Raw genomic sequence first — 628 nt, 5'->3', positions numbered from 1 at the left:
CCATCGATCCACCTTCACCAAGCTCGTCCCGCAGCACGGCCATCGCCAGGCAGCCACAGATCCTGCGAGCTGCGACCAAGCGTGCATCATCCGGAACACGGCCCACCGGCGGCCGGTTCACGCTTTCACGGCTGCCTGCGTCACGGCGAGAGACCAGCGAACGTGCATCACGCCCCTTCTTCGTTACGGCTCCTCATCGCCGAGAGCGAGCCGCCCGAGGCACGCGAGCGCCGGCGCGAGAGCGTCGGCCGGTCCTCGGGTGAGACCTACATCGACACCCTTCTGGAGCTGGCACCCGGTGCGCAGTGTGACCGGGTCATGCCCGCGGATGCAGGTGCGGGGCTTCCTGCTGGCACCTCCCTGGCTGCGTATGACGGCGTGTTCCTGACAGGATCACCGCTCCACCTCTACAAGGAGACGCCGGAGACGCGGCGCGCGGTCGAGTTCATGCGCGCGGTCTTCGCCTCCGGCACGCCGTCCTTCGGTTCGTGCGCCGGCCTTCAGGTGGCCACCGTCGCGGCAGGAGGCACCGTGCGCCCCAATCTTCGCGGCTACGAGGCCGCGTTCGCTCGGCGCATCACCGCGACCGAGCGGGGTCGCAGTCATCCGCTCCTGGCAGGACGCCCGG

At 69.6% G+C, this 628-nt stretch carries 1 protein-coding gene; it reads left to right on the top strand.

Going from position 1 to position 628, the window contains the following annotated elements; translation table 11 throughout:
- Positions 1 to 162: 162 nt before the first annotated feature.
- The coding region (locus CIW48_RS32970; RefSeq protein WP_173009486.1) for a gamma-glutamyl-gamma-aminobutyrate hydrolase family protein at positions 163 to 628 on the top strand (466 nt) is incomplete at its 3' end.

The organism is Methylobacterium sp. P1-11 (assembly GCF_008329595.1).
Classification (GTDB): Bacteria; Pseudomonadota; Alphaproteobacteria; order Rhizobiales; family Beijerinckiaceae; genus Methylobacterium.
This window is presented reverse-complemented; position numbering and strand designations above follow the sequence as displayed.